Below are 23,225 nucleotides of genomic sequence, written 5' to 3'. Positions count from 1 at the left end.
ATATATCCGTTTATTGTCAGATCTAGGCGGATAATTATTAGCAATGGTCTAAAAATGCTGTTAGAATCCCCGCCATCTTAACCGCGATGACCTTTGTTACCAAAATTTGTTTTGGTTTCGATTGGTTTTTGCACAAATCATTTGACATTTAGGCGCAAATGAGGGATAGTCCTCGCCCTTAAATTGTCATAGAAATAAGTTTTTGGGAGTTAGACCCTTGGCAAATAGTAAATCTGCTAAGAAGCGCGCTATCCAAGCTGAGAAACGTCGTCAGCACAATGCTAGCCGTCGCTCAATGATGCGTACTTACATGAAGAAAACTGTTGCTGCTATCGAAGCAGGCGACAAAGAAGCTGCAACTGCTGCATTCGCTGCAGTTACACCTATCCTAGACCGTATGGCGACTAAAGGCCTTATTCACAAGAATAAAGCAGCTCGTCATAAGTCTCGTTTCACTGCACAAATCAAAGCTCTTTAATAGAGAATTGATTCCACAGTGAAGAAAAAACCGGCTCACGCCGGTTTTTTATATCTAAAATTTAGTGTTACTAAATTGAAAGCATAAAAAAAGCTGGCAATGCCAGCTTTTTCTCATTTGTGACCTGTCATCACACGGTAGCTTCTGCACAATAGAGACCATGAAGTGTTTGAATAAGCTCTTTCACTTCATCACTCTTTAATGTGTAGTAGACCGTTTGCGCTTCTTTTCGCGTTGCAACCAACTCATCGCGTCGAAGCCACGCTAAGTGCTGAGACAGTGCCGATTGACTCAACTCTAGTTTTGCGCAAAGCTCCCCGACCGAAAGCTCTTGATTATGCAGCATGCAAAGGATTTGTAGGCGTCTTTCATTTGCCATCGCTTTAAGCAACACGACAGCTTTGGCGGAGTTTTTCTCCATTTCTTGTAGATTCATGTGCTGTACCTCTAGCTACAACTTACTTTCCCCAACCCTGGCCAGTTTGTTGTGTTACAAAGATTTTATAATTTCGAGTTATAATTTTGTCGATAGTAATCTATTTATTTGCGCAACGAAACTTGTTCATTCAAACATTTGGCTAAAATCTGCATCACAAACGTTCTTTACTGCTGGATGTTGTATCATTCGCTCGGCAAAGATGACGTAATACTCTTCCTTCAAATCGTCAACATGCCCAATTAATTGCAAATTGCGATCGTCCTCAATCTCGGACATGTACACCGTCGGTGCTAAGAAAATGACATCATCGCGATATCGAGCAAAGGCCTTCATTAACGCCACATCATCAAATTCACCCAATACATCGGGTTGCAATCCTTGACGATCAAACCACTGCAGTACTTTTCGCCCCATTGCTGTTCGGCTTGCTGGGATAAGTAGCTTCTTCTTCTCTAGGATTTCGGGGAACTTGACGTCTGGAGTCTCTGACGAAGCAAAAAAGCTCATGCTGCTTTCACCAAGCTTTTTACTATATAGACCAGGGCTTTGCGTCGAATCTACTGGACAGTCAGAAAGGATCATATCCAGCTTGTGTTGCGATAAACGCTCTAGCAACAGTTCGTGAGTCGATTCATAACAACGTAAGTGAATACTATTGTCCTCTGGAACCGTGGTCATCAGCACTTTACTGACGAGACGTTTAGAGAGGGCATCGGCAACACCGACTTCGAATAGGATATTGGAGTGTTGGCTATAGTTGACGATATCGAGCATTTCGTAGCTCAACCCAAACATGCGATCTGCGTACTTAAATACCAGCTGTCCAAGCTCTGTTGGCTCTACCGTACGACCATTACGTTTGGTCAACTTCCCCTTCATACGGTCTTCAAGTGCTTTAATCTGCCCTGTCACAGTTTGTGGCGTCAGGAATAATGCATCGGCAGCTTTTGTTACCGAGCCTTGTTTACACACCATCCAGAAGTAATAAAGGTGGTTATAGTTTAAGTGCGACATAGCCATTCCCTAGAAAGAAGATGACACTTTTTATATCAAATGTGACAACGACAAACAATAACTTCGACAAAACCTACACAAACATAAGAAAGCAACAGTTTTACCGAAAATATCATATTCATACTGTCATAAAACTTGAAGCAAAACGCACTTTTTTAATCTGCTCTTAAAACTTATCAACAAAACAAAAGTGAAATTAAATCATATAAAATCAATAACTTATTTTCATGTGAATTTTTCTTCACAGATAACTATCAAAAAGAATAATAAAAATTCTCCATAGAAACTGAACTGTCATATTACTGAAATATTTCATCTCTAACATCGCCCTCAGTTTCAACAACAGACCAAATAAACGAACTGAAAGGTCCACGGAGAAAATTATGATGAACCAAGCTACTTCTACAGCAGCACCAATCTCGAGCACGACTCGCTGGTTACGCTGGGCTAACTTGGCATTCATGTTGTATCTGCTTCTTCTAGCAGTATCTATGGTTGGTAGCGGCTTCAAATGGGCAACTGGCGATCAAGCTAAAGTACTCTTTGAATTTGCGTCTCACCCAGTCGCAGGTCTAATGATCGGTTTGGTAGCTACGGCACTGATCCAATCTTCAAGTACCGTAACTTCTATTATTGTGGGCTTGGTTGCAGGTGGTCTACCTGTAGAAACCGCTATCCCTATGGTAATGGGTGCTAACATCGGTACAACCGTAACAAATACACTTGTTTCGCTTGGTCACGTTCGTTGTAAAGACGAATTCAAACGTGCATTCGCAAGCGCAACAATCCACGACTTCTTTAACCTACTTGCAGTACTGATCTTCCTACCATTGGAAATGATGTTCGGCATCCTAGAGAAAATCTCTCACTGGTTGGTATCGCCATTGCTAAATACAGGTGATATGAGCATGAAAGGCTTTGATTTCATCAAGCCAATCACTAAACCAGTAGTAAGTGCAATCAAGGAGCCACTAGCAACATTTGGCGACACTATGGGTGGCGTAGCGCTAATCGCTCTAGGTATCGGTACTATCTTCGTAGCTATCACGGTTATGGGTAAGCTAATGAAGAGCCTAATGGTTGGTCGTGCACGTGACATCCTTAAGAACGCAATCGGTCGTGGTCCTATCCACGGTATCGTATCGGGCTCTGTAGTTACTGTTCTTGTTCAGTCTTCTTCTACGACAACAAGTCTAATGGTTCCACTAGTAGGCTCAGGTGTTCTAAAAGTACGTGACATCTACCCATTCACTCTAGGTGCAAACATCGGTACATGTATCACGGCTCTACTAGCAGCAACAGCGGTATCTGGCGAGTTCGCAGTCTTCGCACTGCAAATTGCACTAGTACACCTAACGTTCAACATTCTGGCGACATTGTTCATCTTCGGTATCCCGTTCCTACGTGAGATTCCAGTGAAATGTGCAGAAGTGATTTCAGAACTAGCTATTAAGAATAAAGCGGTTGTAGCAGGTTACCTACTGGCAGTGTTCATCGTGCTACCAGGCTCTATCCTTGCTCTGACAGCATAATAATAAGATTACCATCGCTTATTTAGGCTCCACTTCGGTGGGGCTTTTTTTCGTTTTGGGGAAGCGAAAACGGGCTCGCCCTATGGAACGCTACGCTTCGGGATAAGGGATAAGGGATAAGGGATAAGGGATAAGGGATAAGGGATAAGGGATAAGACTCGATTATATCCACCTAGGACGGTAAGTTCTGTCAATACTCTCTAACCTTCACTGAGCTTCCAGCGCCACACTCTCGCTACCTACAGCAAAGTGCTTTCATTTCTTAATCACGCAGTAAACTGTGGGAAAAGAGATTCCCGACGACGCTCCTTCGTCGCTTTCGGGAATGACGCCGTTTGATTTGAGAGTGACTGAACGTCATCCTCAAGAGCGAGGTACGAGCGAGTTGGGGATCTTTTATTCCCTCTCACATCTCGGAGCGAAGCGTTCCTCAGGGCAAAGCCCACTCCCGACTCTCGAAGCGCAGCGTTCTGTAGGGCGAAGCCCGTTCCCTCCTACCCCCGCCCTTCGGGCGTAAAAAAGCCGCCCATAAAGGCGGCTTAGAAACTCAATATACTCGTTAAACTGAGAACGGGTACTGAATTGGATCGTGATGCTCGTAACCTTCTACCCAGAAATCATCTAGGGTTACCCATGTTTCTAAATCTTCTAAAGATTTGATTTCTGGGTTGATGTGGAAAGTTGCGGCTTTTAGTGGCTCACGCTTCAACTGGATATCACGCATTGGCGCAAGCTGATCTTCGTAGATGTGTGCGTTAACAATCTTATGGTAAGCCTGACCAGGTTTCTTACCTGTAATTTGCGCCATGGTTGCCAAGAACACATACACTTGAACCATGTTGAAGTTCAGACCTAGCGGAACGTCACAAGAGCGCTGCGTGCTGTTTAGGTATAGCGTGTCACCTAACAGTGAGAAGTGGTGGCTGTACATACATGGACGCAAACAGCCCATATGGAACTCACCAGGGTTGTAGAAGTTTAGGATTTCACCACGGTCATCAACACCGCGCGTCAAATCATCCACAATCTTACGCAACTGGTCGATATGACCGCCATCTGGCTTCGCCCATGAACGACCTTGAACGCCGTATACGCGTCCCATGTCGTCTTCGCCCTTACGGAATGGGTTGTTCAACCATGCTTCATTTAGGTTTGCGTTCGCATCCCATGTTTTCGTACCTAGCTTACGGAAATCTTCAGCGTTGTCGTAGCCACGGATATAACCAAGTAGCTCAGCAACTGCCGCTTTCCAAAAGCTCTTACGTGTCGTTACTAATGGGAATTGGTTGTTAGCAACATCGTAGGTCAAGTCTGCGTTGATCACCGTTAGGCAGCGTTTGCCTGTGCGTTCGTTTTCAACCCAAGTGCCTTGGTCAACGATACGCTGACACAAATCTAAATACTGTTTCACACCAATTCCTTACTTCGTTTCTGCTTGGACTTTGTCTTGGTACAGACCACGTTTGTACGCCCAAACCATCATAAGGATACCCAGAATGATCATCGGTGAGGATAGGATTTGTCCCATCGAAATGTAACCACCAAATAAACCAAGCTGTGCATCCGGTTCGCGAACAAACTCAACTAGGAAACGGAATGTACCATATCCAGCTAAAAATAGCCCTGATACCGCACCTAAAGGACGAGGCTTTTTGATAAACCAGTTAAGGATAAAGAACAGCACAATACCTTCTAGGAACATCTCATAAAGCTGAGATGGGTGACGAGGCAGTGGGCCACCGTTCGGGAAGATGATCGCCCATGGCACATCCGTTACACGTCCCCAAAGTTCGCTGTTCATGAAGTTACCCATACGCCCCATACCAAGGCCAAATGGTACTAACGGCGCGACAAAGTCCGCCACACCAAAGAAAGTGCGACCATTCTTATGTGCGTACCAGAACATGGCGGTGATAACACCTAGCAGGCCACCATGGAATGACATGCCGCCAGTCCAGACTTTGAATAGGTATAGAGGATCGGCTAAGAACAAATCAAAGTTGTAGAAAATAACGTAACCAACACGACCACCAATCACTACCCCAAGGAAACCCGCGAACAACAAGTCAGAAACTTGCTCACGCGTCCAACCACTACCCGGCTTATCTGCGCGACGATTTGCCAACCATAGTGCGAACATAAAGCCGACTAGGTACATCAAACCGTACCAACGAACAGAAACAGGACCAATAGAGACTAAAACCGGATCAATATTGGGAAATTCTAAATATCCCTGAGACATAAATCATTCTCTTCTTATTACTAATAAAACAGGTGGACTTTACAGCAGCATGGTCGCTGCAACAAACATCAAGAACACGGCAAAGATCTTCTTCAAGACCGCCGTAGGAAGGTTGGTTGCCATCTTCGCGCCGACTTTCGTCGTAAGCATCGACGTCATTGCAATCGCGGCCAAAGCAGGCAAATAAACATAACCTACACTGTAGTCAGGTAGCCCTTCTACTTTGTAGCCATGTAAGATAAATCCAATCATGCCTGAAATCGCAATTACGCAGCCACACACCGATGAGGAGCCAACCGCTTTGCGCATTTCAATACCATGCTTGTTTAAAAAAGGCACCGACAGTGAACCACCACCAATACCAGCAAGACTCGATACCACACCAATTCCCGTTCCGTACATCATAGTGACCGGACTACTTGGCATTGGCTTCTCGCTTTTCGTCTTAATTGAGCGAAACATTTGTACAGCTAGACACAGCACAATCACACCGAAGACTTTCGGCAGGTAATGAGTCGGGATCCACTCGGCGATATTGGCACCAACAAAACCGCCAATCACCACGCCAGGCATCAGCCATTTGACGACGAACATATCGATGTTGCCAAGCTTAAGGTGGTTAAGTGCAGAAGAACCAGAGGTCACGATGATACTCGCCAATGACGTTGCTAACGCCATGTGCATGCTCATTTCAGGAGAGATACCAGCAAGAGGAAGAAGGTAAAGTAGCGCAGGTACGACAATCAGTCCGCCTCCGATACCAAGAAGCCCCGCCATCACGCCTACGAAAGCGCCTAGCGCGAGCAATAATATAAATAAAGAGATGGTCACTGTTACCTACTTCTTACCTGCACGAATAAAGCCGGCAAAGCCTTGCTGGATAAAGAAATCATGCATCATTTGATGAATTTCTTGCCCGTATGAGCATGACATGGCTTTTTCGACGAGTTTTTCGAGTTCTTTTTGTTGGCTATGGCGAATCAAATATTTCACCTTAGCCACGTTCGAGGTGTTCATACTCAAACTGTTGTAGCCTAAGCCCAACAGGAGCAACGCACCAAATGGATCACCAGCTAGCTCACCACAAATACACACAGGCACTTGATATTGGTGGCAAACATCGTGAATTTGTTTTAACGCTAACAACACCGCGGGATGCATGGATTCATAGACATCCGCAACACGGGAATTGTTCCGATCGACAGCCAACAAATATTGCGTTAAGTCGTTGGTACCGACAGAAACGAAGTCAACACGGTGAGCGATAGCCGGCAGCAAGTACACCATTGAAGGCACTTCGATCATAACCCCAACCTTCGGAGCTTGAATTCGCTCATCCAGCAACACCACCTCGCTGTAGGCTTGATTAATCAGTGCGACGGCGTCATCGAACTCTTTAATGCCTGACACCATTGGCAATAAAATGCTCAAGTTGCCACTTTCCGCACTCGCCCTTAGCATCGCTCTCAATTGGATCAAAAAGATGTCTGGGTGATCCAAGGTAAAACGAATACCACGCCAGCCTAAAAATGGGTTGTCTTCATCAATAGGCAAATACGGCAATGGTTTATCACCACCGATATCTAGGGTGCGCATTACAACGCGTTGATTCGGGTAACTGTTCAGAATCGCTTGGTACTGATGATACTGCTCATCTTCAGACGGAAAGTGATGCTGAAGTAAAAAAGCGATTTCCGTTCGATACAAACCAACGCCATCAACACCGGAGTTGATCGCGATATTGCTATCGGCACTCAAACCCGCGTTGAGCATTACTTCAACATGGCAATCATCTTGCGTGATCGCAGGCAGTGCTAAGTCTTTGTTCACCATGGCGAACAATTCAGACTCTTCACTAACAAGGCTACGATACTCGCGCAGAAGCTGCCTGTTCGGTTCTAAATAAATCTCACCAGTGTACCCATCAACAATGCCGTTCTTACCATTTACGACGCTGGTGTTGATGTTCGCGCCCATGATGGCAGGAACACCCAATGCACGTGAGAGAATCGCAGCGTGGGAGTTTGCAGCACCTTCTAGTGACACCACAGCCAACAGGTGTTGCTTTGGAATTGATGCGAGTAAAGTCGCCGTAAGTTCATTGGCAACCAAGATCACCGGACGATCAATCGAGGCATGCTCTTGCTCACTGTTGTGCAAGAAATACAGCAGACGTTGTCCCAACTCTCGAATATCTTGCGCGCGCTCACGCAGGTAAACATCAGACATACGCGCAAAGCGGTTCGAGTAGGTTTCAACAACTTGGCGCAATGCCCAGTCAGCACGATCGCCCTTTTCAATCTGCTTCTTGAGATCGCCACGCAGCATTGGATCATTGAGTAAGTGAGTAAAAAGGTCGAAGATCGCCAAGGCGTCTTTATTGATTTCACTGTCGAACTTCTTACGCATACGACGAAAATCGCTCAGCGCCCTTTCCACCGCGACCGCAAGCAGTTCATGCTCTCGTTCTTTATCTAGGGCAGAGGCAGGGAAAACATCGCTCAAATTAGGCTGGGTATTGTCAAACCAGAACTCACCTATCGCGACACCCGTTGAAGCTGGTAGCCCTTTAATCACCGTTGGTTTAGAGGCAAGTTGCCAATGACCGAGATTTTGCGCATGGGCAATCAGTATTGCAATCTGAGCGGACAAGGTAACAAGGAAAGACTCTTCCATCTCACTGAACAAACGCGGCGTTTTCTGCTGGATAACCAACACACCTAATACTTGCTTACGATGGATGATCGGGGTGCCAAGAAAAGAGTGGTAAACCTGCTCACCCAATTGAGGAAAGAATTTGAAATCAGGGTGAGTGGAAGCCTCAGCCAAGTTTAACGGTTCTGCACTGCGCTTCACCAAACCGACCAAGCCTTCATTGAAGTTGATATGGATGCTATCGCCTTCAAAAGTAAGGCCTTGAGTTGCCATTAACTCAAGGCGCTGCATTTCTTCATTAGCAAGGTAAATAGTACAACACTCAGTGCATAGGGCGGCGCAAGTCTCTTTTACCAATATGTCGAGTGCCAGATGCACGTCATCGACTCTGGAGACTTTTTCAACTATTTCCCTTAGCTGACTGAGCATGTTAATCCTCTATCTACGTTGCTTTTTTCTTTTCCCTTTCGTCTTGCGCTCTCGAAAAGGCATGGCTAAAGATGCAAACTCTTTCATTGCTCGACGGTATACGTCACGCTTGAAAGAAACAACTTGCCTAACTGGATACCAGTAGCTTACCCAGCGCCAACCATCAAATTCAGGGGATTTCCCACGCTGCATATTGATGCGGGATTCATCGCATTCTAATCGCAGCAGAAACCATTTCTGTTTTTGGCCGATACAAACAGGCTTGGAGTCCCAACGCACCAATCGCTTTGGTAGCTTATATCTTAACCAATGACGACTTGTTGCGATGATCTTAACGTCTTTTTTCGTCAGACCGACTTCTTCATATAACTCCCTGAACATGGCTTGTTCAGGTGTTTCACCTTCGTCAATCCCACCTTGTGGAAATTGCCATGAGTGTTGCCCGTATCGTTTAGCCCAGAAGACCTGACCATGGTTATTACATATCACAATACCAACATTAAGTCGGTAACCATCGCCATCTATCACTGGCTAACCTCTATGAATAATTTTTTATTACCGTGATTTTTCCACATATCCCCATTACTAGCAAACTTACTGATGTGATATGAGCAAGATTTATTAGCTTTTGGCCAATTTTGGATATCTTTTGAACAGACATTATTTTATCAACACAAGATTGAGACATAGCCCACATTTATTCACCTTTTCTGTGAATAACTTTGTGAAGAAAACGCTATCAACAAAGAATTTTGTTCAAAACCATCACAAGCGCCAATTTCAATAATGACAACAAAAAACAGTAAACCATTGATTATAAATACATATATTTAGATTCTGATGATTTAATGATCTTACTTTTCTTGATGATCTTTTCACCAAATACAGATCGGTCAAAGATCGCACAATCGGTTATTTATCCACATTGGACAGGTAGGACTTCATGACATCTCAATAAAATCAAGCCTCAATCATGTCTTAAACCCCTGTTTATTCATCCAGCCTACATAGAGATCCTATTGGTCACTTCCTAATCTGTGGATAAGTTATGAATTGATCATTCTTAATTCAGCTCGATGAAATCTTCGACAGAGGATTTTATTCAAATTTGTTAGACTAGATGTTTTCCAATACCACCTTGTCATTATGAAACCAGAACCACAATCCGAAGCTGAACTAATGGAACGCGCACAAGACATTGCTGGCTTAAGCTTTGCTGAGCTCGCAGAAGAAGCCGGCATGACCGTTCCTGAAAACTTGAAACGCGATAAAGGTTGGGTCGGTCAATTACTCGAATGGCATTTGGGAGCCCCAGCCGGCAGCAAGCCTCAGCAAGATTTCGCCAAACTTGGGATCGAGCTAAAGAGCATTCCAATCGGGTATTCTGGCAAACCTTTAGAGACCACCTTTGTCTCTGTTGCCCCACTGACTGGCGTGCAAGGTTTAACATGGGAAACCAGTCATGTACGTAATAAACTGTCCCGTGTGCTTTGGGTACCAGTAGAAGGTGAACGCGAGATTCCGTTGGCTGAGCGCCGTGTCGGCAGCCCGTTGATTTGGTCGCCAGATCAAGAAGAAGAGCAGATTCTGAAAAACGATTGGGAAGAATTGATGGAATTGATCGTACTAGGTAAGTTTGATCAAATTTCCGCCAGACACGGAGAAGCGCTGCACTTACGTCCGAAAGCTGCAAATGCGAAAGCTTTAACGGAAGCGTACAGTTCGAACGGAAAACCGATCAAAACCCTGCCTCGCGGTTTCTATCTCAGGACACAATTTACTGAGCAGATCCTACTGAAGCATTATATTAACGCCCAATCAGAGTGATTAATGCGTTACCAGTGACAGTTCAATATCACAGTAAGAGGCTGCGCCATCGCTACCAAATTCATCGTAAGCGTTGTGCAGTCTCAAGTAAGCTTTATCAATCCCTAACCTAAGCAGTTCCTCTTTTACCAAATCTAACGATCCAAAATGAATCGGATCTTCGCCATCTTTGATTGGCTCTAGTTGGTGTTTGTACTCCACTGCTAATAGATAGTCAGAGACATCAGAACAACCTATCACAAAGACCTTCGGTGTTTTGTAAGAGTCCTTGTGGTGGCCATGCAACCACATGTCGAGTTGATGCTTCTGCATAATGCACCTCCTTCACAAGATCCTTTAAGTCTAGTTAGCGTATTGATAAGTTTCGAGTTAACGACAAAGAGAAACCTAAATCATTTGCGACCACGACTAAAAATCCCCTATATTGGAATGACTTATTCAGTCGGTAACTCTTCAAGGATGTGAAATGCAATATACAAAACTACCGCACTCATCACTCGAGATCAGTAAGATCTGCCTTGGCACTATGACGTTTGGTGAGCAAAATACCGAACAAGAAGCGTTTCAACAGCTCGACTTTGCCCTCGATCATGGGGTGAATTTCATCGATACTGCCGAGATGTATCCCGTTCCGCCGAAAGCTGAGACACAAGGACTCACTGAGCAATACATAGGCAATTGGCTAGCAAAAAGCGGTAAGCGTGAGAAAGTCGTATTGGCAACAAAGGTCGCAGGTCCACGCAACGTTCCCTACATTCGTGAGAACATGAGCTTAAACCGCCGACACATCCATACCGCGATTGATGACAGCCTTAAACGCCTACAAACGGATTATGTCGATCTATACCAACTGCACTGGCCGCAACGTCAAACCAACTGCTTTGGACAGCTCAACTACCCTTACCCAGACAAGCAAGAAGAAGTCACGCTGATCGAAACACTTGAAGCACTGACTGAATTAGTCAAAGCGGGCAAAATACGTTACATCGGTGTATCGAACGAAACCCCATGGGGTGTCATGTCACTGCTACGTTTGGCAGAGAAGCATGACCTGCCGAGAATCGTTTCCATCCAAAACCCATATAACTTATTAAACCGCAGCTTCGAAGTTGGCTTGTCTGAAATCAGCCACTACGAAGGCGTTCAGCTACTGGCTTATTCACCGCTAGCATTTGGTTGTTTGAGTGGTAAATACCTAAACGGAGCGAAACCTGAAGGCGCACGTTGCACCATTTGGGAGCGCTTTGCTCGCTACTTCACCCCGCAAGGCGTAAAAGCCACCGAAGCGTATGTAAACCTAGCTCGTGACCACGGTTTAGATCCTGCGCAAATGGCGCTGGCATTTGTCAATCAACGCCCATTTGTGGGTTCCAACATCATTGGCGCAACTAACCTAGAGCAGCTCAAATCAAACATCGACAGTATCGATGTTCATTTAAGTGAAGAATTGCTCAATGACATCCAAGCGATTGGCACCACTTACTCAAACCCGTGTCCGTAGCGTTTTATTTCCCAATGGACCAAAAACAAAGAGGCTGACCACAATGGTCAGCCTCTTTGCATCAGTGAGTTAAACCCAAGTTGAACCGAATATATGTGAGTGACAGTTCCACTTGGGTTACTGATTACGTTGGTATTCGCGCAGTTAAAACACGGCGAAGATGACGAACTCGGCGTTCAACTTTGACAGCATCAGGCACACTGACATGATTTGTACGACCTTCTTTATCTAAGCCAATATCTTTTAACAAGTGCTCATTTGTCCAAGGGATTTGATGAGCATTACGGCGAACCATACGTTGCCATTGCTTTTCTTCACGTTTCAAATCAGCTTTCAAAAGCACGGTGGCCAATTTCAAATAGATAGAGTGACGCATAATTTTTCTCCAAATAGCGATAGATAATCGACTGGGAAAAATAGTGGGCTAATTACACAGAGAGATTCTGTTGAGACTAAGCCGCTACTTTTCCGCAGCCTAGAAATAAGAGGTAGGTTACGGATTAATTTAATCTAATGAGCCAGTGGCGTCTTGTTTGATCGCTTCGAAGGTTGAGCGAACATCAGACATACGATCGGCGCAAGCAGTGGTGTTAACAACGTAATGTTTCATCTTGCGCCTCCTAGCTAAAAATTAATCCGTGATTGATGTGGTATAACTCATTGAGTTACGGTTGAATTGTAAGCAACAGAGGATATTTATCAAACCATTTTTGTATTTTTGCTTAAAAACAAACCATTAGCCTAAAATCAGGTTGCATATGGTTTTTTGAATAACATATTCAACTAAGGAATATATAAAAACTCGAGTTTTATAAATACTCAGCATTTACGCACAAAAAATGAGCGACATTCCGCTCCTTTAATCTTGCTGCCAGATAGACGGTTTATACCGTCTGCTCTGAAATCAAGTTGTGTTTGTTCAGTAATCGATACATGGTAGCACGCGATACACCAAGCTCTTTTGCGGCATTCGATACCTGACCAGAGTGCGACTCCAACACCACCAGCAATGCATCTCGTTCGCTCTTCTCACGAATCGACTTCAGACTGCGTTTTGAGTCGTTACGTTGAGGCAAGTCTAGGTGATGCTCTTCAATCATGACACTATCAGACATCAGAACTGCGCGTTTCACTTGGTTCATCAACTCACGGACGTTACCTGGCCAGAAGTAACGCGTCAGCGCTTTCAAAGTGTCTTCCGAGAAGCTCTTTGCCTGTGAGTTGTACTCTTTTGAGAATTCCTGCAGGTAGAAACGCGCCAACAAAGCGATGTCACTCGCACGCTCTTTCAAGCTTGGAACGTTGATACGTAGTACGTTGATGTAATGGTAAAGCTCTTCATTGAAGTCACCATCGATTAGCGCTTTCTCAACGTCGGATGAATTCGCAGCCAGAACACGCACATTAACGTTTTTCGCGCCATCGCGAGTCTCAATCGTGCCTTCTTGCAAGAAGCGCAAGAGATTCATCTGCTGCTCTTTCGAAATCGTTAAGATGTCATTGAAAAGAACGGTACCGCCATCGGCTTGCTCAAGTAGGCTTGGCCCCATCTCTTCATCGGCATCAATACCAAACACTTCCGCTTGGAAACGTTGCTCGTTGAGTGCACGACAGTTGATTGACAAAAATGGCTTGTGAGAGCGTGAAGAGACTTTATGAATCGCACGCGCAACGGCCTCTTTACCTGTACCGCTTTCGCCGTAGATAAGAATACTCACATCCGTTGGGCCAATACGTTTCACTTGATCACGCAGACGCTTCATTGGGATAGATTCACCAATCAACCCCATGTCTAGGCTATTACCAAAGCTCGGCCAGACTTTCTTCTCTAGTTTTAGCATGCCCAATTGGTGGCCAATGGTACTTAGCAGCTGCGCATCTGGGATTGGCGCAGTAAAGAAGTCGATACAGAAGTTCACGATGAACTGACAGATGGTATCAGTTCCAAGTTGAGATTCGCGGATAAATGCCAACCAACGCACGTGCTTATGAGAACTCACTAAGTTAGCTAAACCGTTAAGACTGAACTCATCATGGCTGAGGTCAACTATACCAATGCATGGTCCAATATCTTCTAACAATGTGTTGGCTTTACGTAAGTCACCCACTTGGTGACACTTCCATCCCACTTGTTCTAGTACTGATAACCAAGGTTCGTAAGTACCGCCAACTACGACTAGCGATCCCGGAATGGAATCCATCTTAAACTGCCCAGCCATTCTTTAACCCTTATTGATTGTTGATAGAAATTTCGCTCCACAAACCCATCTTTGCGAACGGGTAACATTATCGAGACTGTGCCTGACGAAGTCTGTCTCAATATTAAGACTATGCAACAGATTGAGATTTGGCGAATGGTTATTTGACTATACCATCCGGACTTAAATGCAAATAGTTGAATTAGCTCAAATTAAAGTTACAAAAAACCACCCGAAGGTGGTTTTTTATGACTCAGCGAGGAGATTACGCTTGTGGGCGCATCGCTGGGAATAGGATCACGTCACGGATAGTGTGCGTGTTAGTCAGCAGCATAACTAGGCGGTCGATACCGATACCTTGACCTGCTGTTGGCGGTAGGCCGTGTTCTAGAGCAGTGATGTAGTCTGCATCGTAGAACATTGCTTCGTCATCACCAGACTCTTTCGCTTCAACCTGTGCTTTAAAGCGCGCGTCTTGGTCTTCAGCGTCGTTAAGCTCAGAGAAGCCGTTCGCTACTTCACGGCCACCGATGAAGAATTCAAAGCGGTCAGTGAAGAACGGGTTGTCATCGCTACGACGAGCCAATGGAGAGATATCTGCTGGGTAACCAGTGATGAACGTTGGCTGCATTAGCTTAGGTTCTGCTGTTTCACCAAAGATCTCTTCAAGAAGCTGACCACATGTCCAGAAAGGTTCTACTTCAACGTGAACAGATTTCGCGATAGAAACCATTAGGTCACGGTTTTGAATGTCTTCTTCTGTTAGCGCTTGGATTTGCGCGTGGTCTGGGTTGTAGTGCTTGATCGCTTCGAACATGCTCATACGAGTGTAAGTGCCGCCAAACTCAACCGTATCATCACCGTAAGGCATTGACGTTGAACCTAGAACTTCTAGAGCAACTGAGCTTAGTAGCTCTTCAGTTAGGTCCATCAGATCTTTGTAATCCGCGTACGCCATGTAGAATTCCATCATTGTGAATTCTGGGTTGTGACGCGGAGAAAGACCTTCGTTACGGAAGTTACGGTTGATTTCGAATACGCGATCGAAACCACCAACAACTAGACGCTTCAGGTATAGCTCTGGTGCGATACGTAGGTACATTGGCATGTCTAGTGCGTTGTGGTGCGTGATGAATGGACGCGCACTCGCACCGCCAGGGATAACGTGCATCATTGGCGTTTCAACTTCCATGAACTGTTTAGTGATCATGAAGTTACGGATTGCAGACATTACTTTAGAACGTACTACGAACGCTTGACGAGAATCTTCGTTAACGATTAGGTCAACGTAACGTTGACGGTAACGCATCTCTTGGTCAGTTAGGCCGTGGAATTTCTCTGGTAGTGGACGAAGTGCTTTGGTTAGCAATTCGAACTCTTCCATGTTCACGTATAGGTCGCCTTTACCAGACTTGTGCAGCGCACCTTTAACACCGATGATGTCACCGATATCTAGGCCTTGGTATTTTTCTTTCAGTACTTTTTGTACCGCTTTATCAGCGTAAGCTTGGATACGGCCAGAAGTTTCTTGAATTACCAAGAATGGACCACGTTTAGCCATGATACGGCCAGCGATTGCTACTACGTGGTTAAGCTCTTCTAGCTCTTCCTTCGTCTTTTCACCGAACTCTTTCTGAAGGTCGCCCGCTAGTGCGTCACGACGGAAGTCGTTTGGATGGCCGTTCGCTTTGCAGCTCTTTCGGATTGCATCCAGTTTAGCGCGGCGTTCAGCAATTAGCTTGTTCTCTTCTTGTGCAGAGGCTTCTTGTACAGTTTCGTTTTGAACAGCATCAGTCATTTTCGATGTATCCTGTTTTTTGTCGGTGAAAAGCTTTATAGACCTGATTTCAGGCTAGCTTCAATAAATTTGTCCAGATCGCCATCAAGAACCGCTTGAGTATTACGGTTTTCAACGCCCGTACGGAGGTCTTTAATGCGCGAGTCATCCAATACGTAAGAACGGATCTGGCTACCCCAGCCAATGTCAGACTTAGCGTCTTCATTAGCTTGTTTTTCCGCGTTTTGCTTTTGCAATTCAAGCTCAAATAGCTTCGCTCGAAGCTGTTTCATTGCCTGATCTTTGTTCTTATGCTGAGAACGGTCGTTCTGACATTGCACTACTGTGTTCGTTGGAACGTGCGTGATACGTACCGCAGATTCAGTGGTGTTAACGTGCTGACCACCTGCACCTGACGCACGGTAAACGTCGATACGTAGGTCAGACGGGTTAATGTCGATATCAATGTTTTCATCAATCTCTGGGTAGATAAACGCAGAAGCAAATGAGGTATGACGACGGCCGCCTGAATCGAATGGCGATTTACGAACAAGACGGTGAACGCCTGTTTCTGTACGTAGCCAGCCGTAAGCGTACTCACCAGAAATCTTCACAGTTGCGCCCTTAAGACCCGCAACTTCGCCTTCCGATACTTCGATCACCTCAGACTTAAAGCCTTTCGCTTCAGCCCAACGTAGGTACATACGTAGCATCATGTTGGTCCAGTCTTGTGCTTCTGTACCACCTGAGCCTGCTTGCAAATCGATGTAGCAATCAGAGCTGTCGTGGTCGCCAGAGAACATACGACGGAATTCAAGCTGTTCTAGCTTCTCTTCCAACTCAGCAAGTTCTGGTTCGATTTCGTCAAACGTTTCTTGATCTTCTTCTTCAACCGCAAGCTCTAGAAGACCTTCAACGTCCTCTACACCTTGTTCTAGTTGATCGATCGTCTCTACAACCGCTTCAAGAGATGCACGCTCTTTGCCTAGTGCTTGTGCACGTTCTGGCTCGTTCCATACATCCGGTTGTTCAAGTTCTGCGTTGACCTCTTCTAGACGCTCTTTCTTAGCGTCATAGTCAAAGATACCCCCTCAGGACATTCGTGCGCTCAGACACGTCCTGCAGACGGTTTTTAATTGGATTGATTTCAAACATGTTGGCTCAACATTTTAGAATAGAATTTAACCGAGAAATTCTACTCAAAAATGTGACGGAGATACAGGAAAATTTCGGGTGGGAAATCAGATTGCAATTAGAGAGAGCACGGTCATAAAATTTTTGCCTCACAAAAAGGCGACCGTACTCTATAAGAAGTGACTTTCTAGGTATTACTTGGCTTCGATGAGGTCAATCATTAGTTGCAATGATTGGTTGCCGCGAAATTCATTTACATCCAACTTATACGCTAGGCGTACTGTTTTGACCGATGCATCTGGCCAACGACGCAAATCAACGTTAAACGCAATCCCATCAATCATCACATTGGTTGGATGGCCTTTGTAAAGCGGTTCTAACATCAGCTTAAGGTGCTTCTCACCCACCAGCTTTTGATGCAATACTTTAAATTCGCCATCAAAGATAGGTTCTGGGAACGCTTGACCAAAAGGACCACCAGAGCGTAATTGCTCCGCAACATGCATTGAAAATTCTTCAGGCTTAAGCTCACCGTCAGACATGATCACGCCTTTCAGCGCGGCTTCATCCAACTCTTTCTTCACGACTTCATCAAACAAACGGCTAAAGCGTTCAAAGTCTTGCTCTTTGATGGTTAAGCCCGCCGCCATCGCGTGGCCACCAAATTTGATGATCAAACCAGGGTTTTGTGTATCGATGAAATCCAGCGCATCACGCATGTGAAGCCCCGGAATAGAACGACAAGAACCTTTAATTGTCCCTTCACCACCATCAGCAAAGGCGATAACCGGACGATGGAACTTCTCTTTGATACGCGAAGCAAGAATACCAATCACGCCTTGGTGCCAATCACGTTGGAACAGTGCTAGGCCATATGGCAGTTCACTGTTTTCGCCAAACTGAAGACGCTCACAAAAAGCCATCGCCTCTTGCTTCATCCCTTCTTCAATCTCTTTACGAGTTTGGTTCAAACCGTCCAACTCACTCGCCATGCGACGCGCGGCATGGATGTTGTTACACATCAGCAGCTCGACACCGAATGACATGTCATCCAAGCGACCTGCGGCGTTAATGCGTGGTCCCAGAGCGAAACCAAAATCAGACGCGACCAAACGACGTGCATCGCGCTTCGCGACTTCAATCAAGGCTTGAATGCCGGGACGTGCTTTACCTGCACGAATACGCTGCAAACCTTGGTGTACAAGGATACGGTTATTTTCATCCAGCGGCACAACATCGGCGACAGTGCCAAGTGCCACTAAGTCAATCAATTCCATTAACTTAGGCTCTTGCATGCCTTGCTGCGCGAACCAGTTCTGTTTGCGCATGTACACGCACAGCGCCATCATCAGATAGAAAGCCACGCCTACCCCAGCCAACGCCTTCGATGGGAAAGCACAGCTGTCTAGGTTTGGGTTCACCATCGCATCCACATCCGGAAGCACTTGCCCCGGTAAGTGGTGGTCAGTCACCAGCACCGTAATGCCGTTTTCTTTAGCATAACGTACACCCTCAATCGACGAGACCCCGTTATCCACCGTCATGATCATCTCTGCGCCAAGCTCTAAAGCTTGATCAACCACTTCCGGGCTCAGTCCATAGCCATCTTCGAAACGGTTCGGCACCAAGTAATCCACGTTATTGCTGCCCAGCATACGTAAGGCAAGCACCGACAAAGCAGAGCTGGTTGCACCATCGGCATCAAAATCACCGACCACAATAATGCGCTTTTGCTCACTAATAGCTTGGAACAGCAGTTCAACCGCTTGGTCAATGCCACCCAACTGTTGGTACGAATGCAAACCGCGTGCAGAGGTTTCTAGTTGAGCCACATCCGTGATGCCACGGTTAATGTAAATGCGCTTTAGAATGGCAGGAATGGAATCAGGAAGAAGAGAAAGATCCGGTTCGGGACGTCGTTGAATTTCTATCATGTTTGAAAAGAGCCAGCGAATACTGCTGGCTCTGCTCCTTAAAGGATTATTGTTGCTCTAAACGTTTTAGCAGATCTGCTGGCGGAAGGTAACCACCTACTAGCTCACCGTTTGGTAGGAAGATCGCAGGTGTACCAGAAATACCAAGCTCACGACCTAGGTTGTAATGCGCTTGGATAGTCTCTTTACACTGCTTAAGATCTTTCGCTGGGTTATCAAATGTACGTTCCACTTTTGCGTTGTGCATAGCGGATTGAGGATCTTCTGCACACCAAATAGTTGCCATCTGCTCAGCGACTGGGCCTGTTGCGCCTTGACGAGGGTACGCCATGTAACGAACAGTAATGCCTAAGTCGTTGTAACCTTGCATTTGGCTATGCAGACGCACACAGTAACCACATGTGATATCAGTAAATACCGTCACCACATACTTCTCGTTGTCCGCTTTATATTCGATCACGCTGTCAGAGAACTTCGCGATTTTTGCTGCATTCAATGGTGCTTGACGTTCAGCAACGACGTCTTTGTAGCCGCCGTTATCATCGATGGCGTAAAGCGTACCGGCAATAAAGTGATTACCATCGTTTGATGCGAACAGCACACCACCATTGGTTTGAATTTCTAATAAACCAGCAACGTCTGATGGTTGGATATCAAGAATAGATACCCCCAACTTAGAGAACTTGGCTTTTAGTGCAGCCTCATCAAAATTCTGTTTTGCCGCTGGTGCGACTTGTTGTGCAGGAGTTTCCGTTTTTGCCTGACTTTCTTCAGCACCACAAGCGGTAACGAAAAACGGTAAAGTCAGCAGAGTTAGTCGGCGTAATACGCTCATTAAATTCACCTTAAAATTAAATCCTTTCATCCAATGAGACAATGGATGAACCAAACCATCATTATGCTCTTGGGTGGTGTTGACTGTGGATTTGTTTCAATCGCTCAGTCGCCACGTGAGTATAAATTTGCGTGGTCGATAAGTCACTATGCCCCAACAGCATCTGTACGACCCTGAGATCTGCGCCATAGTTCAATAAGTGTGTTGCAAAAGCATGGCGAAGTACGTGCGGCGACAACTGGTCAGTATCGATACCCGCTATCACAGCATAGTACTTGATACGGTGCCAAAACGTTTGGCGAGTCATCTGCCTAGCACGTTTACTCGGGAAAACCACATCAGACGTAGTCTCCCCCAATAAAGCAGACCGACCTTGTTGGATAAAAGTTTCAATCCAATCGACCGCGTTCTCTCCCATTGGGACAAGGCGTTCTTTACCACCTTTACCCGTCACGCGCACTACCCCTTGGCGCAAACTGACGTTTTCCATTGTCAAGCTGACTAGCTCTGTCACACGCAGACCTGTCGCGTAAAGTAATTCAAGCATGGCTTTATCACGCAGCTCAACTGGGTCATTCGGATCTGGTGCATCTAGCAGAGCATCGACTTGCTCTTCACTGATGTCTTTAGGTAGGCGCTGCGGCAACTTTGGGCTGACCAACAAAGCACTCGGATCATCCGCGCGTACTTTTTCACGGTGAATGTATTGGAACAAACGGCGAATCGCCGACAGCATACGCGCGCGGGAGGTCTGCTTGTAATCTAAATCTACAAGATAGCTTTGGTATTCTTGCAAGCCAGACAGACTGATGAAATCCAGACGGTAGCTGTTTTGCTCCATCCACGCGAGCAGTTTCATTAAATCATTTCGGTAGGAAGCCAACGTGTTCTCTGATAAGCCACGCTCCATCCACATCGCATCTAAGAATTGCTCAACAAGGCCAAAATCTTGTTGATTGACAGGCTGTTGTGCCGTCATGAATGCTTCCTTATCTGTTTATATTTACAGTATTGAGAGTAAGGCAAGAGCCCAACCAATACCATAAAAAAATCATCTCCCGCGGGATATTCGCTGCAATCTTCTCCGTTTTATGGTTAGAATCTGCCACAACAGCAACACAAAAAACGACGAATATAATGAAAATCGGACTCTTTTACGGCTCAACCACCTGCTACACAGAAATGGCAGCAGAGAAAATTCGCAATATCATTGGTGAAGACCTTGTCGACATTCACAACGTGAAAGAGACACCGCTGTCACTGATGGCAGACTACGATTTACTGCTGATTGGTATCTCGACTTGGGACTTCGGTGAAATCCAAGAAGATTGGAGTGCAATCTGGGAAGACATTGCAACGACACCGCTAAAAGGCAAAGTTGTTGCTCTGTTTGGCTTGGGTGACCAAGAAGGCTATGGCGAATGGTACCTTGACGCGATGGGTCTCCTGCATGACGAACTCAAAGCTACTGGTGCGCAATTCATTGGCTACTGGCCAAACGAAGGTTATGAGTTTGAAGCGTCAAAAGCACTGACTGAGGATGGCAGCCAGTTTGTCGGCTTAGCGCTGGATGAAGATTCCCAGTATGAACTGAGTGACGAACGCATCGAGAAATGGTGTGAGCAAGTGTTGGTGGAGTTTCACGACACGCTATAAGTCAGCAATAGCAGTGACGATACAACAAACAAACAAAAAGCCCGGTGAATCACTTCACCGGGCTTTTTTAATCTTGCGAGTCAGCAATTATGCCGCTTCTTCAGTCAACTCTGGTTGTGAAGATTTAGCAACAAAGAACATGCAAACAATCGCTGCAAACGTTGGTAGAACCCAACCCATGCCCACTTCGAATAGTGGCAGCATGTCGAATGCAGATACGTCTAGGCCCGCTACTTTCGCAGCATCAATCAATGCAAACAGTAGAGATACTAGTAGTACAGAGCGGTATGCCACACGTGGGTTTGGCAGCTTGCTGCGAACAAACGTTAGCGCAACCAATGCAACCGCTACAGGGTAAAGTGCAAATAGCACTGGCACTGATAGAGAGATCAGTTGAGCTAGACCAACGTTAGCAATTAGAGCACAAGCCGCACCGTTAATAATAACCCACTGCTTGTAAGTCAGTTTTGTCTTAGAGCTAAAGAAATCTGAACATGCCGAGATAAGGCCGATCGCTGTCGTCAAACATGCCAACAGTACAATGATTGAAAGAACAATCTGACCGTAAGGACCAAATAACGCTTGAACGTACTGGCTCAGTACTGCACCACCGTTGTCTGCACCCGCTGCAATAGTTGCACTCGTCGCGCCTAGGTAGAACAATGAGATGTAAACGAACGCAAGACCCGCAGCGGCAATACAACCAGCGCAGATTAGGTATTTCGTTGTTGCCGCGCGCTCAGTGATGCCTTTGCTACGAAGTGCATCCACCATTAGCATACCGAACATCAACGATGCGAACGTATCCATGGTGTTGTAACCTTCAAGGAAGCCCTTGGTTAGCGGCTGAGTTAGGTACTCGCCATGCGCGCCCATCATTTCGCCTTGCGGGTCAACAAATACAGCAATCGCAAGAACGATAAGACCAAGGAACAGTACTGGCGTTAGCACTTTACCAATCAAGTCAATCAAACGACCTTGGAACCAAGCGAAAGCCATTGCTACCGCGAAGAACAAGATTGAGAATGACGTTAGATGCGCTTGTGATGCATCTAAGAAGAATGGTTTGATAGCCATCTCGTAAGCCACAAGGCCAGTACGAGGTGCAGCAAATGCAGGACCGATGATGATGAAGATCAACGCCGCCATCAGCACTGCTGCTTTCTTAGGAAGATCTTGAGTCAAGTGATCCCAAGAGCCGCCTGCTACAGCAATAGCAACGATAGTAATAAGAGGTAGACCTACCGCTGTTAGCAAGAAACCGAACATTGCTGGCATCAAATGATCACCCGCTAGCTGACCCGCTAGTGGTGGAAAGATGATGTTGCCGGCACCCAAAAAGAACGCAAATAGCATAAAGCCTACTGCGATAATATCTGTTAGTTTTAACGTCTGCTTCACAGATAACCCTTTTTCTGAATTAATGAATGTTGTGTATGCATCGACCACTTTTTGTATACCCAAATAAAATGAGTACCTGTGGTTCAATCTATAAATTTTCCGCCGCATAATGACGAAAGACCCATCATTTGGCAACCTTTAAGAAAAAAACACCATATTAATTTAGTTCGTCA

Annotated in this window: 21 protein-coding genes; 5 read left to right on the top strand and 16 right to left on the bottom strand. The window is 45.6% G+C overall.

Annotated elements, in window-relative coordinates; all coding sequences use genetic code 11:
* Positions 1-217: 217 nt before the first annotated feature.
* Entirely contained in the window at positions 218-478 is a 261-nt protein-coding gene (gene rpsT / locus KHO06_RS02570) for a 30S ribosomal protein S20 (protein ID WP_005447926.1), read from the top strand.
* Positions 479-608: 130 nt separating this feature from the next.
* Here the strand turns inward: rpsT and KHO06_RS02565 are convergent, their stop codons facing one another.
* Both KHO06_RS02565 and nhaR read right to left on the bottom strand, forming a co-directional pair.
* Entirely contained in the window at positions 609-914 is a 306-nt protein-coding gene (locus tag KHO06_RS02565) for a metalloregulator ArsR/SmtB family transcription factor (RefSeq protein WP_038888991.1), read from the bottom strand.
* A gap of 126 nt (positions 915-1,040) precedes the next feature.
* On the bottom strand, positions 1,041-1,931 hold the full coding sequence (gene nhaR / locus KHO06_RS02560; protein ID WP_010646590.1) for a transcriptional activator NhaR: 891 nt from the start codon (positions 1,929-1,931) through the stop codon (positions 1,041-1,043).
* A gap of 383 nt (positions 1,932-2,314) precedes the next feature.
* Between nhaR and KHO06_RS02555 the strand changes: the two genes are divergently transcribed.
* Positions 2,315-3,463, top strand: coding sequence for a Na/Pi symporter (locus tag KHO06_RS02555; RefSeq protein WP_005533254.1), 1,149 nt, complete (start codon positions 2,315-2,317; stop codon positions 3,461-3,463).
* A 559-nt stretch (positions 3,464-4,022) separates the two neighbouring features.
* Here the strand turns inward: KHO06_RS02555 and KHO06_RS02550 are convergent.
* From KHO06_RS02550 to rppH, 5 genes are read right to left on the bottom strand one after another with little or no spacing between them, the layout of a single operon-like run.
* A complete protein-coding gene (locus tag KHO06_RS02550) occupies positions 4,023-4,874 on the bottom strand; it encodes a thymidylate synthase (protein WP_212582054.1) in 852 nt (283 codons plus the stop codon).
* A gap of 9 nt (positions 4,875-4,883) precedes the next feature.
* Positions 4,884-5,705 carry a prolipoprotein diacylglyceryl transferase gene (lgt, locus tag KHO06_RS02545; RefSeq protein WP_005428620.1) on the bottom strand — a complete coding sequence of 274 codons (822 nt, stop codon included), beginning with the start codon at positions 5,703-5,705 and terminating at the stop codon, positions 4,884-4,886.
* A 39-nt stretch (positions 5,706-5,744) separates the two neighbouring features.
* Positions 5,745-6,536: a sulfite exporter TauE/SafE family protein gene (locus tag KHO06_RS02540; protein ID WP_212582053.1), complete on the bottom strand. Its 792-nt coding sequence runs from the start codon at positions 6,534-6,536 to the stop codon at positions 5,745-5,747.
* Between the two features lie 6 nt (positions 6,537-6,542).
* Positions 6,543-8,789, bottom strand: coding sequence for a phosphoenolpyruvate--protein phosphotransferase (ptsP, locus tag KHO06_RS02535; RefSeq protein ID WP_038888988.1), 2,247 nt, complete (start codon positions 8,787-8,789; stop codon positions 6,543-6,545).
* A gap of 9 nt (positions 8,790-8,798) precedes the next feature.
* Entirely contained in the window at positions 8,799-9,317 is a 519-nt protein-coding gene (gene rppH / locus KHO06_RS02530) for an RNA pyrophosphohydrolase (protein WP_005434895.1), read from the bottom strand.
* 618 nt (positions 9,318-9,935) lie between these two features.
* On the opposite strand from rppH, the gene mutH reads away from it, so the two are divergent.
* Positions 9,936-10,616 carry a DNA mismatch repair endonuclease MutH gene (mutH, locus tag KHO06_RS02525; RefSeq protein ID WP_012127036.1) on the top strand — a complete coding sequence of 227 codons (681 nt, stop codon included), beginning with the start codon at positions 9,936-9,938 and terminating at the stop codon, positions 10,614-10,616.
* Here the strand turns inward: mutH and KHO06_RS02520 are convergent, their stop codons facing one another.
* Positions 10,617-10,928 (bottom strand): DUF6482 family protein, encoded by a 312-nt coding sequence (locus KHO06_RS02520; RefSeq protein ID WP_005447906.1) that lies wholly within the window; start codon positions 10,926-10,928, stop codon positions 10,617-10,619.
* A gap of 154 nt (positions 10,929-11,082) precedes the next feature.
* On the opposite strand from KHO06_RS02520, the gene KHO06_RS02515 reads away from it, so the two are divergent.
* A complete protein-coding gene (locus KHO06_RS02515; RefSeq protein ID WP_045369942.1) occupies positions 11,083-12,117 on the top strand; it encodes an NADP(H)-dependent aldo-keto reductase in 1,035 nt (344 codons plus the stop codon).
* Between the two features lie 124 nt (positions 12,118-12,241).
* Here the strand turns inward: KHO06_RS02515 and KHO06_RS02510 are convergent, their stop codons facing one another.
* From KHO06_RS02510 to xerD, 7 genes are all read right to left on the bottom strand, one after another.
* On the bottom strand, positions 12,242-12,493 hold the full coding sequence (locus KHO06_RS02510) for a hypothetical protein (RefSeq protein WP_005534145.1): 252 nt from the start codon (positions 12,491-12,493) through the stop codon (positions 12,242-12,244).
* Positions 12,494-13,001: 508 nt separating this feature from the next.
* Complete coding sequence (gene vpsR / locus KHO06_RS02505; protein WP_012127033.1) at positions 13,002-14,336, bottom strand: cyclic-di-GMP-binding transcriptional regulator VpsR; 1,335 nt, start codon at positions 14,334-14,336, stop codon at positions 13,002-13,004.
* A gap of 244 nt (positions 14,337-14,580) precedes the next feature.
* Positions 14,581-16,113: a lysine--tRNA ligase gene (gene lysS / locus KHO06_RS02500; RefSeq protein ID WP_005534150.1), complete on the bottom strand. Its 1,533-nt coding sequence runs from the start codon at positions 16,111-16,113 to the stop codon at positions 14,581-14,583.
* 35 nt (positions 16,114-16,148) lie between these two features.
* A protein-coding gene (gene prfB, locus KHO06_RS02495) for a peptide chain release factor 2 (RefSeq protein ID WP_100208484.1) occupies positions 16,149-17,247 on the bottom strand; the annotation gives its coding sequence in 2 pieces (ribosomal slippage) (positions 16,149-17,171 and positions 17,173-17,247; 1,098 coding nt in all).
* 173 nt (positions 17,248-17,420) lie between these two features.
* On the bottom strand, positions 17,421-19,160 hold the full coding sequence (recJ, locus tag KHO06_RS02490) for a single-stranded-DNA-specific exonuclease RecJ (protein WP_212582052.1): 1,740 nt from the start codon (positions 19,158-19,160) through the stop codon (positions 17,421-17,423).
* A 46-nt stretch (positions 19,161-19,206) separates the two neighbouring features.
* Positions 19,207-19,995, bottom strand: a complete 789-nt coding sequence (gene dsbC / locus KHO06_RS02485; RefSeq protein ID WP_038888982.1) for a bifunctional protein-disulfide isomerase/oxidoreductase DsbC — start codon at positions 19,993-19,995, stop codon at positions 19,207-19,209.
* Positions 19,996-20,056: 61 nt separating this feature from the next.
* Positions 20,057-20,974 (bottom strand): site-specific tyrosine recombinase XerD, encoded by a 918-nt coding sequence (xerD, locus tag KHO06_RS02480; protein WP_045369949.1) that lies wholly within the window; start codon positions 20,972-20,974, stop codon positions 20,057-20,059.
* Between the two features lie 158 nt (positions 20,975-21,132).
* On the opposite strand from xerD, the gene fldB reads away from it, so the two are divergent.
* Entirely contained in the window at positions 21,133-21,651 is a 519-nt protein-coding gene (gene fldB / locus KHO06_RS02475; protein WP_005447890.1) for a flavodoxin FldB, read from the top strand.
* Between the two features lie 87 nt (positions 21,652-21,738).
* Here fldB and brnQ read toward each other — a convergent pair whose 3' ends face one another.
* Positions 21,739-23,052: a branched-chain amino acid transport system II carrier protein gene (gene brnQ, locus KHO06_RS02470; protein WP_038889002.1), complete on the bottom strand. Its 1,314-nt coding sequence runs from the start codon at positions 23,050-23,052 to the stop codon at positions 21,739-21,741.
* Positions 23,053-23,225 lie beyond the last annotated feature (173 nt).

It is taken from the genome of Vibrio sp. B1FIG11 (assembly GCF_905175335.1).
GTDB lineage: Bacteria > Pseudomonadota > Gammaproteobacteria > Enterobacterales > Vibrionaceae > Vibrio > Vibrio campbellii.
This window is presented reverse-complemented; position numbering and strand designations above follow the sequence as displayed.